The following is a 13,601-nucleotide window of genomic DNA, read 5'->3' as shown; positions in this document are numbered from 1 at the left end:
AGCGGGATCAACTTAACTGAAACTGAATTGCCATCATTGCTCCAGAGCAACACCTTCGCCCTGTAGGAGTGAGCCTGCTCGCGATTGCGGTGTGTCATTGAGCATTGATATGTCTGATACACCGCTATCGCGAGCAGGCTCACTCCTACAGTGTTTTGCAACATGTGCTTATAATTGTTCGCTTGCTAACGATCGAGACCGGTATGACCGCCATCCACATCAAGTTCCCTGCCCTCACCCTCAAGGCCGGCCCTCGGGCCATGGCGCGCATTCGTGCCCAAGGGCTGAACGCCGCCGACGTCGGCACCCTGCCCGGTGCGGCCGGCGGACCTAAGGCTTTGGGGATTCAGGGGCTGGACCTGGCGTTGTTCGGCGAATGGCTGCCGAGCGCGCCGCGTGAGCGCTCGCTGATTGGTGCGTCGGTCGGCTCCTGGCGCTTCGCCAGCGCCTGCCTGCCGGACGCCGCCGCAGGCATTCGCCGCCTCGGCCAGTTGTACGCCGAGCAGAATTTCAACAAAGGCGTGACCATGGCCGAGATCAGCGCGAGCTCGCAGCGCATGCTCAATGACCTGCTCGACGGCCGCGACGCCAGCATCCTCAACAACGCCGACTATCGCCTGAACATTATGGTGGTCAAAAGCCACGGACGCCTGGCCGACGACCATCGTGGCCGCCTCGGCCTGGCGCTGGGTTCGGTGATCGCCGATAACCTGCGCGGTCGCGCGCGGCTGTCGCGGCACTTCGAACGGCTGATCATTCACGATCCGCGCCTCGCGCCACCGGTCAACGCGCTTGACGACTTCCCGTCGCGTTTCGTCGCCCTCAATGCCGGCAACCTGCGCCAGGCGCTGCTGGCCTCGGGTTCGATCCCGATGGTCATGGAAGGCGTGCGCGACCTGCCGGGCGCCGGTGTCGGCACCTTCCGCGATGGCGGGCTGCTCGACTATCACCTCGACCTGCCCTACAGCGGCGACGGGATTGTGCTCTATCCACACTTCACCGACCGGGTGATTCCGGGCTGGTTCGACAAGACCCTGCCGTGGCGGCGCGCCTCGGTCGAGCGCTTGCAGGACGTGCTGCTGCTGGCGCCGTCGAAGGAATATCTGGCGCGCCTGCCCTACGGCAAACTGCCGGACCGTAACGACTTCAAGCGCTTCATGGGCGATGCGCCGAGCCGCCAAAAGTACTGGCACGCGGCGATGGACGAAAGCCGCCGCCTCGGCGACGAGTTTCTCGAACTGGCGGCCAACGGTCGCCTCGCCGAGCGCTTGCTGACCCTTTAGTCAGTGTTTTCCCGCATCGCCAAACACAAGCTGGTAAACTCGCCGCCTGCCCGAATCGCTGCGGCGAACGCCACCTGAACAGAGCCGAAAATACTGTGGAAATCTTCAAGGAATTTACTTTCGAATCCGCCCACCGCCTGCCGCACGTACCGGACGGCCACAAGTGCGGACGCCTGCACGGTCACTCGTTCAAAGTGGCGCTGCACCTGAGCGGCGACCTCGATCCGCACACCGGCTGGATCCGCGACTTCTCCGAGATCAAGGCTATTTTCAAGCCGTTGTACGAGCGTCTGGATCACAACTACCTGAACGACATTCCCGGCCTGGAAAACCCGACCAGCGAAGTGCTGGCCAAATTCATCTGGAATGAAATGAAGCCGCTGCTGCCGGAACTCAGCGCGATCCGCATTCACGAGACCTGCACCAGCGGTTGCATCTATCGCGGCGAATGATTCAACACAAATCCCCCTGTAGGAGTGAGCCTGCTCGCGATAGCGGTTTGTCAGACACATTGATTTCGGATGTGCCGACGCTATCGCGAGCAGGCTCACTCCTACAAAGGATCGGTGTTTGTCAGGAAAATAGAGAACAGCCTTCACGGCTGTTTTTTTATGCCTATGCTTTTTGGCTCAAACCCGCCAAGAGGACAGGCCGATGACGGACTGGCTGCTGGATCAGGTCTTCGATTTCAACGGGCATCCGATACGCCACGCGGTAATCGGTGACGGCCCGCCACTGGTATTCGTGCATGGCACGCCGTTTTCATCGTATGTGTGGCACCGCATCGCGCCGTATTTCTTTGCCAGTCACCGGGTGCATTATTTCGACCTGCTGGGTTACGGGCGCTCCGCACAACCGGATGCCGATGTATCCCTCGGCGTGCAAAACCTGCTTCTCGCGCAATTGCTCGATCACTGGCACATCCAGCGCCCGGACGTGGTCGCCCATGACTTCGGCGGTGCCACCGCGCTGCGCACGCATTTGCTTGATGGCAAGGATTACCGCAGCCTGACGCTGATCGATCCGGTGGCGCTGACGCCATGGGGATCGCCGTTCGTGCAGCATGTGCGCCAGCATGAAGCGGCGTTCAGCGGCCTGCCCGATTACATTCAGCGCGCGATCGCCCCGACTTACATTCGCGGGGCGATTCACCGCCACATCCCCGACGCTGAACTGGCGCCCTACGTGCAACCGTGGCTCGGCGATCCGGGGCAAGCGGCGTTCTATCGGCAGATCGCGCAGATGGACGAACGCTACACCCGCGAGGCCGAACCGCTGTACCCGAGCATCCGCTGTCCGGTGCAGATTCTCTGGGGTGAAGCCGATCAGTGGATTCCCATCGAGCGGGGCCGGGCGTTGCACAAGATGATCCCCGGCGCGCAATTTCACCCAATCGAAAACGCCGGCCACCTCGTTCAGGAAGACGCCCCGGAAGCCATCGTCGCCGCCCTGCTGCGCTTCCTCTGACTCCAACACAAATCCCCCTGTAGGAGCTGCCGCAGGCTGCGATCTTTTGATCTTGTTTTTTAAAATCAAAGTCAAAAGATCGCAGCCTGCGGCAGCTCCTACATTGGGCTTCGGTGCGTTCAGGTGCACCGTTTTCGCGCCGAATATCACCACCTCGTCTATACCTACGCGCAATGCCGTCGCTTGGCACGACCACTGCAACCCACACCGCGTCCCCCCTTTTCAGCAAGGAACGCCCCATGACGCAGACCGATCCCGGCAACGACTACCCCCTCAGCGAAGTCCCGATGCATGCACGCAAAGGCTTGGCCTCCACCGCCATGGTGCTGCTGGGCTTCACCTTCTTCACCGCAACCATGTTCGCCGGCGGCAAGCTCGGTGTGGCCTTCAGTTTTGGCGAGATGCTGGCGGTGATCGTCGTCGGTAACCTGCTGCTCGGGCTGTATGCGGCGGGGCTGGGTTACATCGCCTTCAAGAGCGGCCTGAATTCGGTGCTGATGGGGCGCTTCTGTTTTGGTGAAGTCGGCAGCAAGCTCAGTGACCTGATCCTCGGCTTCACCCAGATCGGCTGGTACGCCTGGGGCACTGCGACCGCCGCCGTGGTGCTCGGCAAATACTTTGATCTGGATGAGGGCACCGTGCTCGGTCTGATGGTGCTGTTCGGCCTGGTGTTCTGCGCCACCGCGTATGTCGGTTATCGCGGCCTGGAGATTCTGTCGTACATCGCGGTGCCGGCGATGATGTTGCTGCTGATGCTGTCGATGTGGGTTGCGACCGTAAAAGTCGGTGGCCTCGATGGTTTGCTCAGCGTAGTGCCGAGCGGTTCGCTGGACTGGTCGACCGCGATCACGCTGGTGTTCGGCACCTTTGTCAGCGGCGCGACCCAGGCGACCAACTGGACCCGTTTCTCGCGCTCGGCACGGGTCGCCGTGCTGGCGAGCCTGATCGGATTTTTCATCGGCAATGGCCTGATGGTGCTGATCGGTGCCTACGGCGCAATCGTCTATCAGCAGCCGGATGTGGTTGAAGTGTTGCTGTTGCAAGGTTTCGCCATGGCCGCGATGGCGATGTTGCTGCTGAACATCTGGAGCACCCAGGACAACACCATCTACAACTTCGCCGTCGCCGGCTGCAACCTGCTGCGCACCGGCCGGCGCAAGACCGTGACCCTGGCCGGTGCGGTGATCGGCACCCTGCTCGCCCTGCTGGGCATGTACGACATGCTCGTGCCGTACCTGATTCTGCTGGGTACGGTGATTCCGCCGATTGGCGGGGTGATCATGGCCGACTTTTTCTTCCGCTGGCGCGGGCGCTATCCGCGTCTGGCCGACGCACGGCTGCCGGCGTTCAACTGGCCGGGGCTGGGGGCTTACGCGGTCGGTACGCTCGCCGCATTCCACTCGCCCTGGGTCGCGCCGCTGGTAGGGATTGCCGCCGCCGCGCTAACGTATGTCATCGTTACCGGCCTGCTCGGCGCCCGTCGCGCCACCGTGCCATTACAAGACCTATAAGAAGGATTCGCCTGATGCACATCATCAACGCCCGACTGCGCAACCAGGAAGGTTTGCACGAACTGCACCTGGAAGACGGTCTGATCCGCAGCATCGGCCGCCAGACCGAAGCCCCGACCCTCAACCCCGGCGACCTCGACGCCGGCGGCAATCTGGTGGTGCCGCCCTTCGTCGAGCCGCACATCCACCTCGACGCCACCCTCACCGCCGGCGAGCCGCGCTGGAACATGAGCGGCACGCTGTTCGAGGGCATCGAGTGCTGGGGCGAGCGCAAGGTCACCATCACCGAAGAAGACACCAAGACCCGCGCCAAAAAGACCATCCAGGCCTTGGCCGCCCACGGCATCCAGCACGTGCGCACCCACGTCGACGTCACCGATCCACAGCTCACCGCACTCAAGGCAATGCTCGAAGTCCGCGAAGAATCCCGGCACCTGATCGACCTGCAAATCGTCGCGTTCCCGCAGGAAGGCATCGAGTCGTTCCGCAACGGTCGCGAGCTGATGGAAGAAGCGATTCGCATGGGCGCCGATGTGGTCGGCGGCATTCCGCATTTCGAGTACACCCGCGATCAGGGCGTCAGCTCGGTGAAGTTTCTGATGGACCTGGCCGAACGCACCGGCTGCCTGGTGGACGTGCATTGCGACGAAACCGACGACCCGCACTCACGCTTTCTCGAAGTGCTCGCCGAAGAAGCCCGCAGCCGTGATATGGGTGCCTTGGTCACGGCCAGCCACACCACAGCGATGGGCTCTTACGACAACGCTTATTGCGCCAAACTGTTCCGCCTGCTTGGCCATTCCGGGATCAGTTTTGTCTCATGCCCGACCGAAAGCATTCACCTGCAAGGGCGCTTCGACAACTTCCCGAAACGCCGTGGTGTGACCCGCGTGAACGAGTTGCTGGAGGCCGGGATGAACGTGTGTTTTGGCCAGGACTCCATCGTCGATCCGTGGTATCCGCTGGGCAACGGCAACATTCTGCGCGTGCTCGAGGCCGGGTTGCACATCTGCCACATGCTCGGTTATCGCAACCTGCAGAACGCGCTGGATCTGGTGACTGACAACAGCGCCAAAGCCATGCACCTGGGCGAGCGTTACGGCCTGGAACAGGGGCGCCCGGCGAACCTGCTGATTCTGTCGGCGGACAGCGATTACGAAGTGATCCGCAGCCAGGGCCTGCCGCTGTATTCGATTCGCGGCGGCAAGGTGTTGATGCAGCGGCAGATGCCGGTGGTGGAGTTCGTCTAAGGTAATCAGATCGGCGTCGCGATGACGCCGATTTCCCCCACCTCGATGGACGCTTTTTCATGCTGAAGTTCGTGCGTAGTTGATCAACCGCCATCCTCATTGGCTTGAGGATTTCTCCATGAACCACAAACCTTCACCCATGGCCACGCTGTACGACGAAGGCCGTCATACCTTTACCGGACTTGTACCCGATGGCGGCGCTCGTCTCGATGCACTGTTTCACACCGTACCCGCGTTGGGCGAGTTGGCGGTGGGCGTGGTTTACGGGCATTTGCATGCCCGCCCCGGCCTCGACCCGCGTTTGCGTGAAGCAGTATCGTTTGCCGCCATCGTCGCCTCGGGGATGGTCGGTCCGCCGCTGAGTGTGCACCTCAAGACGGGACTGGCCTCGGGGCTGGCGCCCGGTGAAATGACCGAAGTGTTATTGCAGGCCTCGGCATTTGCCGGTTTTCCTCGGGCGGTCAGCGCAGCGGAGCAACTCAATCGGCTGTTCGACGAAGCCGGCCTGACCTCACCGCCCCCACCGACACCCCGTGAAGTCGCACAGACCTTCTGTGAACAAGTGCGCGCCGGGCATGCACCGATTCCTGTAAGTGGCGCGGTAAAGCGCCAGTTGAAACACGCGCAAAGGTTGGCGCTACAGGCCAGTTCGGCGCACACAGTGATTGTTGAATGTTTCGAGGATGAGCTGTCGCCACGTGCACTGCTCTGGTTGACGGTGCAGGGTGATCATGTGGTGTCGGTGACGTTGTTCAAGGCTCATTGACAGGGTCAACCTGCGGGCCTCATCGCTGGCAAGCCAGGCTCCCACAGGGTTTTGTGTGGAAACATTATTCGTGCCCACCTGAATCCAATGTGGGAGCCTGGCTTGCCAGCGATGGCGATTCAGAATTCAGCCCATCAACCGCGCCGCACCGAACAACCTGACCCGCACCAACTCTCCGTCTGTTTCTTCGAGCAAAACCGGCGCGGTGCCGCCGGGCATGATCACTTGCACCTGCCCCGCCGTCACCCAACCCACTCGCCATGCAGCACACGCCACTGCACTGGCGCTGGTGCCGGAAGACGCGGTCGGCCCTTCGCCACGCTCGAACACTCGGGCGACGATGCGCTGTGCTGACTCAAGCGCGGCCCATTGCAGATTGATACCCTCCGAACACGGCTGCCCGGCACCGGTGGGCATCGCGTAGGCGATTCGGGTCAGGCCTTCGGCCCAAGGCGATTGGCGCATTTGTGAGTTGCCCGGTAGCTCGGCGACGTTGGTCAACAACGTCACGCAATGCGGATTGCCGATGCGCACGAACTGGCTGTGCTGCCACGCGGGATCAAGCTGCGCCAATGGTTTTACATGGCTCAGCTCATGACCATTGAATTCGCGGCCTTCTACATTCCGGGCGGCCACCGCTGAAGGCCCGAAGCCCGGTTGACCGAGGTCCAGCCAGAAGCCCTTCACACCTCCGACTTCCGCTGTTTTCACCGATGTTTCCACCGCGCCGCCCTTGTCGTGATGGACCCGCAGCGACGCGCCTTGCGCCGGCATCAGCCCCTGCGCCAACAACGACTGGGAGAAAATCGTCAGGCCATTGCCACTGCGCTCGGCCAAGGTGCCGTCGGTGTTGACGATCAGCACGTCGAACGGCGGTGCTGACTGGAACGGACCGATCAGCAGACCGTCGCTGCGGTGCGATTTGCTCCCCGCCGGACGCTGGCCCTCGGGCCAGTCGCAACACAGCGCAATGGCTGCGCGACTCCATGCCTGTCTCGACGCAGCGCACTGCGCGGCACCGAGCGGCAAATCGATCCCGGCCTCGCGAAGGGCCTCAGGCGAAATCACCCCGTAAATATTGCCCCGCGCATCGTAGAACTGCGTCATCACCGGCCTCACTCACCTTGTCGAAGCCATCACTGTAAACCGCGATCCCCTGTAGGAGTGAGCCTGCTCGCGATAGCGGGGTGTCAGGCGCCCTGGTCATTGCCTGAGCCACCGCCTTCGCGAGCAAGCCCGCTCCCACACTAAATGGCGGGCGCTCACAAATCTGCTGTCATGCGCAGATCACTGTGGGAGCGGGCTTGCTCGCGAATGCGGTGTGTCAGTCACTATATTCTTTGGCTGACACACCACTATCGTGAGCAGACTCACCGCTACAGGTTAGGATGTCGGTTGCACCGCCCCGAGACCTGCGATCGAACCTCGACGCGCTATCACGGTCATTCGGGGACGCGACGTTTTTTGCCAAGGATCGATATGACCAGCCTCAACCCCCAAGACACCTTCGTCCCCGGACGCCTGCAACAGATGTCGACGCGCATCGCTTTTTTCATCGCCGGCCTGGGGATTGCCGCGTGGGCGCCGCTGGTGCCATACGCCAAGGCCCGCGCGGGCCTCGATGAAGGTACGTTGGGCCTTCTGCTGCTGTGCCTGGGAGTCGGCTCGATTCTGGCGATGCCACTGGCGGGGATTCTCTCCACGCGCTTCGGCTGCCGCAAAGTAGCGACCGGCGGCACCCTGCTGATTTGCGCGGCGCTGCCGTTGCTGGCGACGGTGTCGTCGATCCCGGCGCTGATCGCCACGCTGTTCATGTTCGGCGCCGGATTGGGCACGGTGGATTCGACCGTCAACCTGCAAGCGGTGATCGTCGAGCGGGCCAGCGGCAAAAATATGATGTCGGGGTTTCATGGCCTGTTCAGCCTCGGCGGAATTGTCGGCGCGGCAGGCGTCAGCGCCCTGCTCGGCCTCGGACTGACACCGCTGGCGGCCATGCTGGTGGTGGTGGCGGTGTTGATCGGCGCGCTGTTCAAAGCCGTGCCGCACATGTTGCCGTACGGCAGTGAAAGCTCCGGGCCGGCGTTCGCCATTCCCCATGGCATCGTGCTGTTCATCGGCGGGATGTGCTTCATCGTGTTCCTCACCGAAGGCGCGGCGCTGGACTGGAGCGCGGTGTTCCTCGCCCAGGAACGCGGAATCGACACGGCGTATGCCGGGCTTGGTTACGCGGCGTTTGCCCTGACCATGACGGCGGGACGCTTGATGGGTGACCGGATTGTTCGGCATCTGGGTGCCACGCGGATCATTCTGTTCGGCGGGCTGCTGGCGGCGGCAGGTCTGTTTCTGGCGACCTTCGCCCCGAGCTGGGAAGCGGCGCTGCTGGGTTATGCGCTGGTCGGCGCGGGCTGTTCGAACATTGTGCCGGTGCTGTACACGGCGGTAGGCAAGCAGACCGTGATGCCGGAAAGCATCGCAGTGCCAGCCATTACCACCTTGGGTTACGCGGGGATTCTGGCGGGGCCGGCGGTGATCGGCTTTGTCGCGCATGCCAGCAGTTTGAGTTTTGCTTTCGGGTTGATGGCGGTGCTGTTGGTGGCAGTCGCCATTGGCGGCAAAGTCCTCAAGGTCTGAACAGCATCATTGTGGCGAGGGAGCTTGCTCCCGCCGGGTTGCGCAGCGACCCCAAAAATCGGGCCTGCTGCGCAGTCCAGCGGGAGCAAGCTCCCTCGCCACAGGGTCAGGCGTTATCAGAAGCCGACGCTGGCCTGCACAAAGAACGTCCGCGGTGCGCCCACATACATCCCCGAATTGTTATCGCTGGAACGGGTGAAATACTGCTTGTCGAAGACGTTTTTCACCCCGGCGCTGAGCTTCAGGTTCGACACCTGCGGCCCGAAGTCATACCCGCCGCGCACGTTCCAGGTCACGTAACCCGGGATGTCGCCGTACTGCCCGTCGGCCGTGCCTTCGGTGATGTAATTGCCGTTGAAGCTGCCATCGGCGTTGACCCCGGTGCCCGGCGAGCGCTGTTTCGATTGGGCGAAACCGTCGATGTTGTAGGTCCAGCGATTGATGTCGTAACGCAAGCCAACGGTTGCCACCTGCCGCGAATAGAACGGCAGATCACGGCCCTTGAAGCCCGGAATCTCACCTTCGTAGGTGGCGCGGGTGTAGGTGAAACCGGCGTTGGCGGTCAGCCCGTCAAGGCGCGGATCAAGCGCGGCCATGTCGTAATGCACCGACGCTTCGATGCCCTGGTGCTTGGTCGCGCCGAGGTTGGTCCAGCCGACATCGTTGCTGATGTATTGCAGTTCGTCATCGAAGTCGATGTAGAACAGCGTCACTTCCCCGCCCCACACGTCATCGTTGTAGCGCGTGCCGATCTCGTAGGTCTTGGCTTTTTCCGGCTCCAGGCCGTTGGCAGTCTGGTCACCCGAGCCGCCCTGGCCGAGCTGGAAATACTGCAGGCTGCCGAACGAGGTTTCGTAGTTGGCGAACAGTTTCCACGCGTCCGACAGGTGATACATCACGCTCAGCGCCGGCAGCGGTTCGTTGCTTTCGATGCTGCGGTTTTTCTCTGGCACGCGCTTGCCCGAGGTGTCGAGTACGGCGCGGTCATGCCAGTCGGTGCTGATGTGTTCGAAGCGAACGCCGGGGGTGATGGTCCAGTTGCCGACGTCGATCTTGTTGTCGACATACACCGAGTTGGCCTCGGTGCCGCCGGTGCGGTCCTGAAACACATGACCATCGGACGTCGGCGTGACCACCGGCTGATTGTTGACCAGCGCCAGACGGCTCGACTGCTCGTGCATCGCCTCTTTCAGGTAGCGATAACCGACGCTGACTTCCTGAGTGGTCGGGCCGACGTCGAGGACCCGCGACACACGCGGCTCGACACCGAGGGTGTAGTAGGAACGCGGGTACGAGCTAAGGGTTTTCTGGTCGCGCGCGGCGATGGTGCTGCCACGAAAGCTGTCGGTGTAGTAGGTGAGCACTTCGGCTTGGGTGCGCTCGTCGATCTGGCGGATCCACTTGAACGACACGTCTTTGCGCCGGCCGCTGAAGTTGTCGTAATCGCGCACCGAGTCGTACGGCTTGTCGTCGTACTGCTTCTGCGTCAGGCCGCCGGGCATGTCGGCGCTGGCGTCGTAGTAGTGGAAGTTGAGACTGAAATCGTCCTGATCGGTCGGCGCCCAATGGGTCTTGAGCAGTACGTCGTCGATGTCGTTGTCGTTGTTGCGCTCGCGGTAACCGTTGCCGTTGACCCCGGAATACAACAGCGCCACGCCCATGCCGTTGTCGGCAGTGCCGCCGAGGAACGCCGTGTCGATGTGCTTCCAGCCGCCGTAGCGGGTGGTTTCCAGCGTGGTGCCGATTTCCCCGGTGGCTTTTTCCGGGATGGCGCGGGTGACGAAGTTGATCACCCCGCCGACGTTTTGCGGGCCGTAACGCACAGAACCGGCGCCGCGTACCACGTCGATGCTGTCGAGGTTGCCCGAGGAGATCGGCGCCATCGACAGTTGTGGCTGACCGTACGGCGCGAACGCGGCGGGCACGCCGTCGATCAGCACCGTGGAGCGTGGCGACAGGCGCGAGGTCAGGCCACGCACGCCGACGTTCAACGCGATGTCGCTGCCGCCGGTGCCATTGGAGTCCTGCACCTGCACACCCGGCACGCGCTTGAGCACATCACTGACATTCATCGCGCCCTGCTCGACCATGGCTTCGCGGCGGATCACCGTGCGTGCGCCGGGATGGTTCTGCACCACCGCAGCGTCGGCGTCGCCGAGCCAGTCACCGACCACTTTGATGTCGGTCACGCCCAGTTCCAGCGGGCCATTGCTGGCGGCAGTTGCGGCCGGCGCCAGGGTTACCGAGCCTTCGTTGATCTGATAATCCAGACCACTGCCCTGGAGCAATTGGCGCAACGCCTGCTCGGGGGAAAGGTTGCCGTCCACGGCGGGCGCCTGTTTACCGGTGACCAGGTCGGGGCTGAAAAACACTTGCAGCGAAGTTTGCTGGCCCAATTCGCTAAGGGCCTGGCCCAGCGGCTGGGCGCGGATGTGAATGGCTTCAGCGGCGAAGGCCAGCGGCACGGCGGCGTTGACCGCTAACGCCAGGGCCAGCGGTAACCAGGGGGATTTTTTGTTGTTGGCTGAGGTGTTTTTCACGTCGAACGTAGTCCTGTGGATCGCAAGAGTGCGCGTCTGTTAATGCAAACCAGTTGCAGTTGAACAGGAAGACGATGAACTCGAAAAAAACCTGAATTTTATTTTGAAATTATTTCCTGACTGCCATCGGCCAGGGTGCGAACGGCCACCGGCAGGATGCTCGGCAGGGCCTTGAGCAAGGCGTCGGTGTTGTCGGATTTGAACACGCTGGTCAGGCGCAGACTGGCCACGTCCGGGTTGCTGACCTTCAGCGGTTTGTCGCGATAACGCGAAACCTCCGCTGCCACTTCGCCGAGGCTGGCGTTGTTGAACACCAGTTTGCCGCCGCGCCACGCCGTCAATTCGGCGGGGTTGACCGCGTAGGCGGCAGCGACTTTGCCCTCGGCATCGACATGGGTGCCGAGGCCTGCGGTCAGGTTGATGAGTTGGTCGTCCGGCGCATCGCGCCCCTGCACCTTGACCGTGCCCTGCTCCACCGCGACCCGGGTTTGCGTGACATCGCGGCGCACATCGAAGCGCGTGCCGGTGACCGTGACCTTACCGTTACCGGCCTCGACCACGAACGGGCGCGCGCTGTCGTGCTGAACGCTGAACATCGCCTCGCCTTCACTCAATTCGATCAGCCGTCGGTCCTTCTCATAGCGCACCTGCAAACGGCTGCGACTGTTCAGGTCGATCACCGATCCGTCCGGCAGCGCCACATGCTTGCGCTCACCCAGCGCCGTGGTGAACTCGGCGCTATAGCCGTCCGGGTGATTCAGACCGCTGAACAACCCGAGGCCGAGCGCCACCGCCAGCACACTGGCCGCCACGGCATAGCGCAAAAGCGGGCGACGTTCGCGGCGAGTTGGCGGGGTTTCGACGAGGGCCTTAAGGCGTGGCGCCGGCAGCAGATCAGCCGCCGTCCACAAGCCTTGCAGCAACTGGAATTCGTCACGGTGTTGCGGATGCTGGTTCAGCCAGGCGTCGAAGCGCTGCTGTTCGTCGGCACTGATCAGCGGTTCCTGCAAACGCACAAACCAGCGTGCCGCTTCATCGCGCACCGTTGTTTGCCCGCACGCGCAATCACGAGTATCCATCATGGAATGTCCTGTTTGGCTGGGGATTGAAAGCAGCGGCTCATGACTGCAAGCCGTCGAGACGGTCGCGCAAATGTCGCAGGGTGCGGATCATATACTTTTCGACCATGTTCCTCGACAGCCCCAGGCGTTCGGCGATTTCCGCCTGGGTCAGGCCTTCGATCTTCTGCCAGACGAAAATCTTCCGGCAGTTGAGCGGCAATTCCTGCAGCGCCCGTTCGATGGAATCGGCCAACTGGATCGCCTGCATGTAATGCTCCGGGTCGCCGGTGGACGACACACTGTGATCGATCGCCTGCGACTCCATGGCTTCCCGCCGGTCCTCACGCCGATAACCGTCGACCGCAATGTTGCGTGCGGTCTGGTGCAGATAGGCCCGTGGCTGCTGCACCGCTGCCGAATCCGATTCGAGCACCCGCACAAAGGTGTCGTGCGCCAGATCCTCGGCCTGCGCGCGATTGCGCAGACGCCGGGTCCAGGTGCCGATCAACTCTTCGTAATGCTCGAAAAAGCCGGGTCTGCGGGGCAGCATGGGGTTCATGACGGCGTGCGATAGAAAGGGGCGTGAATAGTAATGCTTCCTATTAAGCTCGGCAATTCATTCCTTGGAAACTCGCCCCGCCGTTCATCTCCAGGTCATCGTGCTTTGGCAATCACCTCACTCATGTATTGATGCAGATCGCGAAAATCCTCAACGCTCCAGGCATGCGGCGCGATCTTCACGCCGTTGTCCCGCAAGGTTTTTGGAATCAGGTTTCCATTGGGGCGAAGGATGATCGAGGACACGATGACGCCCGGATAATCCTTCAGGCGTTTCTTGAAGGTGGCTGTTGTCAAGTCAGGCGTTGGCGGATTGCTTTTATTGGCCAATGGCCCGGTTGCCTTGATATCCGCGCCGTGGCACACGGCACATCGCTGGACATAAAGATTTTTGCCGTTGGCATTTTCCGCAACGGACAGGGAGGTCTGAATGACTGATAACAAAGCGAATAAGGCGATGAAGGTTGTTTTCATTTTTATAGAGCGTCAGAGGCTGAAATGGGCGGCGCACAGCTAAGCACACATCAGGAAGTG

The 13,601-nt window shown here is 62.0% G+C and carries 12 protein-coding genes; 7 read left to right on the top strand and 5 right to left on the bottom strand.

Going from position 1 to position 13,601, the window contains the following annotated elements:
* The first annotated feature begins 203 nt into the window (after nucleotides 1–203).
* The 6 genes from ACIOUG_RS06560 (at nucleotide 204) to ACIOUG_RS06535 (ending at nucleotide 6,277) form a co-directional block, all read left to right on the top strand.
* Nucleotides 204–1,283, top strand: coding sequence for a patatin-like phospholipase family protein (locus ACIOUG_RS06560; protein ID WP_401063570.1), 1,080 nt, complete (start codon nucleotides 204–206; stop codon nucleotides 1,281–1,283).
* 95 nt (nucleotides 1,284–1,378) lie between these two features.
* Complete coding sequence (gene queD, locus ACIOUG_RS06555; RefSeq protein WP_007915588.1) at nucleotides 1,379–1,735, top strand: 6-carboxytetrahydropterin synthase QueD; 357 nt, start codon at nucleotides 1,379–1,381, stop codon at nucleotides 1,733–1,735.
* A gap of 202 nt (nucleotides 1,736–1,937) precedes the next feature.
* Nucleotides 1,938–2,750, top strand: coding sequence for an alpha/beta fold hydrolase (locus tag ACIOUG_RS06550; RefSeq protein ID WP_401063567.1), 813 nt, complete (start codon nucleotides 1,938–1,940; stop codon nucleotides 2,748–2,750).
* Nucleotides 2,751–2,989: 239 nt separating this feature from the next.
* Entirely contained in the window at nucleotides 2,990–4,261 is a 1,272-nt protein-coding gene (gene codB / locus ACIOUG_RS06545; RefSeq protein ID WP_401063564.1) for a cytosine permease, read from the top strand.
* 14 nt (nucleotides 4,262–4,275) lie between these two features.
* Nucleotides 4,276–5,511, top strand: a complete 1,236-nt coding sequence (gene codA / locus ACIOUG_RS06540; protein ID WP_401063563.1) for a cytosine deaminase — start codon at nucleotides 4,276–4,278, stop codon at nucleotides 5,509–5,511.
* Between the two features lie 118 nt (nucleotides 5,512–5,629).
* Complete coding sequence (locus ACIOUG_RS06535; RefSeq protein ID WP_401063561.1) at nucleotides 5,630–6,277, top strand: carboxymuconolactone decarboxylase family protein; 648 nt, start codon at nucleotides 5,630–5,632, stop codon at nucleotides 6,275–6,277.
* Between the two features lie 126 nt (nucleotides 6,278–6,403).
* Here the strand turns inward: ACIOUG_RS06535 and ACIOUG_RS06530 are convergent, their stop codons facing one another.
* Entirely contained in the window at nucleotides 6,404–7,384 is a 981-nt protein-coding gene (locus ACIOUG_RS06530) for a diaminopimelate epimerase (RefSeq protein WP_401063559.1), read from the bottom strand.
* 372 nt (nucleotides 7,385–7,756) lie between these two features.
* On the opposite strand from ACIOUG_RS06530, the gene ACIOUG_RS06525 reads away from it, so the two are divergent.
* On the top strand, nucleotides 7,757–8,908 hold the full coding sequence (locus ACIOUG_RS06525) for an MFS transporter (protein ID WP_401063557.1): 1,152 nt from the start codon (nucleotides 7,757–7,759) through the stop codon (nucleotides 8,906–8,908).
* Nucleotides 8,909–9,024: 116 nt separating this feature from the next.
* Here the strand turns inward: ACIOUG_RS06525 and ACIOUG_RS06520 are convergent, their stop codons facing one another.
* The 4 genes from ACIOUG_RS06520 to ACIOUG_RS06505 form a co-directional block, all read right to left on the bottom strand.
* Complete coding sequence (locus ACIOUG_RS06520) at nucleotides 9,025–11,448, bottom strand: TonB-dependent siderophore receptor (protein WP_401063554.1); 2,424 nt, start codon at nucleotides 11,446–11,448, stop codon at nucleotides 9,025–9,027.
* Nucleotides 11,449–11,546: 98 nt separating this feature from the next.
* Nucleotides 11,547–12,530 (bottom strand): FecR family protein, encoded by a 984-nt coding sequence (locus ACIOUG_RS06515; RefSeq protein ID WP_401063552.1) that lies wholly within the window; start codon nucleotides 12,528–12,530, stop codon nucleotides 11,547–11,549.
* A 37-nt stretch (nucleotides 12,531–12,567) separates the two neighbouring features.
* Complete coding sequence (locus ACIOUG_RS06510; RefSeq protein WP_258679267.1) at nucleotides 12,568–13,068, bottom strand: sigma-70 family RNA polymerase sigma factor; 501 nt, start codon at nucleotides 13,066–13,068, stop codon at nucleotides 12,568–12,570.
* A gap of 95 nt (nucleotides 13,069–13,163) precedes the next feature.
* On the bottom strand, nucleotides 13,164–13,541 hold the full coding sequence (locus ACIOUG_RS06505) for a c-type cytochrome (protein WP_401063550.1): 378 nt from the start codon (nucleotides 13,539–13,541) through the stop codon (nucleotides 13,164–13,166).
* Nucleotides 13,542–13,601 lie beyond the last annotated feature (60 nt).

The sequence above is a fragment of the Pseudomonas sp. NPDC087803 genome, from assembly GCF_044742995.1.
In the GTDB taxonomy this organism is placed as follows: Bacteria; Pseudomonadota; Gammaproteobacteria; order Pseudomonadales; family Pseudomonadaceae; genus Aquipseudomonas.
Note: the sequence above shows the minus strand (reverse complement) of the source record. Positions and strands in the feature narration are given on the sequence as shown.

What these genes read in the sequence shown, in the direction of transcription:
- ACIOUG_RS06560 (WP_401063570.1), top strand. Translation starts at nt 204, where the DNA reads ATGACCGCCATCCACATCAAGTTCCCTGCCCTCACCCTCAAGGCCGGC.
- codB (WP_401063564.1), top strand. Translation starts at nt 2,990, where the DNA reads ATGACGCAGACCGATCCCGGCAACGACTACCCCCTCAGCGAAGTCCCG.
- codA (WP_401063563.1), top strand. Translation starts at nt 4,276, where the DNA reads ATGCACATCATCAACGCCCGACTGCGCAACCAGGAAGGTTTGCACGAA.
- ACIOUG_RS06530 (WP_401063559.1), bottom strand. Translation starts at nt 7,384, where the DNA reads ATGACGCAGTTCTACGATGCGCGGGGCAATATTTACGGGGTGATTTCG.
- ACIOUG_RS06550 (WP_401063567.1), top strand. Translation starts at nt 1,938, where the DNA reads ATGACGGACTGGCTGCTGGATCAGGTCTTCGATTTCAACGGGCATCCG.
- ACIOUG_RS06515 (WP_401063552.1), bottom strand. Translation starts at nt 12,530, where the DNA reads ATGATGGATACTCGTGATTGCGCGTGCGGGCAAACAACGGTGCGCGAT.
- ACIOUG_RS06535 (WP_401063561.1), top strand. Translation starts at nt 5,630, where the DNA reads ATGAACCACAAACCTTCACCCATGGCCACGCTGTACGACGAAGGCCGT.
- ACIOUG_RS06505 (WP_401063550.1), bottom strand. Translation starts at nt 13,541, where the DNA reads ATGAAAACAACCTTCATCGCCTTATTCGCTTTGTTATCAGTCATTCAG.
- ACIOUG_RS06510 (WP_258679267.1), bottom strand. Translation starts at nt 13,068, where the DNA reads ATGAACCCCATGCTGCCCCGCAGACCCGGCTTTTTCGAGCATTACGAA.
- ACIOUG_RS06525 (WP_401063557.1), top strand. Translation starts at nt 7,757, where the DNA reads ATGACCAGCCTCAACCCCCAAGACACCTTCGTCCCCGGACGCCTGCAA.